The sequence below is a fragment of the Xenorhabdus thuongxuanensis genome (assembly GCF_001908095.1).
In the GTDB taxonomy this organism is placed as follows: Bacteria; Pseudomonadota; Gammaproteobacteria; order Enterobacterales; family Enterobacteriaceae; genus Xenorhabdus; species Xenorhabdus thuongxuanensis.
In genome coordinates, this window is sequence record NZ_MKGR01000114.1 from 1 (window position 1) to 443 (window position 443).

Here is a 443-nt window from a genome sequence, read left to right on the forward strand (position 1 = left end):
GGATAGTATTTCGCATATTGATTACCTCATCGCTATTATTATGTTGCCGACTTTTAGCCCTGTCCGGCGCAGGGTGTTGTGGTATTATCTTTACGCCTGCGGTTTCTTTGAGTCGAGACGCGGGCGAAATATTAACTACCTACAAAAAGGAGCTAAATCTTATGATCTCGAAAGATGAACTTGTCCAATTTTTCGAAGATGCAAAAAAATCTCGTACCCTGCATACTATTGAGGACAGAATTACTGCACTTGAAATTATGACCTGTGCCATAGCTGCTTCATTAAAAGGAGAGAGTAGAGAGAATTTTCTAACCATTATGAATTCATTTTCGCTCACTAATAATCCGATGAAAAACCGAACAGATAAGTCTGTTGCAGATTTACATGTTCTCAGTGCTAATTTTGTAACCATACTCAATTCCCTCAAATAGTGAACTATTCAG

General features: G+C 38.4%; 1 protein-coding gene. It reads left to right on the forward strand.

The features are described from left to right. Positions 1–431, forward strand: a 431-nt coding sequence (locus Xentx_RS19465) for a hypothetical protein (RefSeq protein ID WP_208607615.1), incomplete at its 5' end; no start/stop codon positions are given. Positions 432–443: the final 12 nt, after the last annotated feature.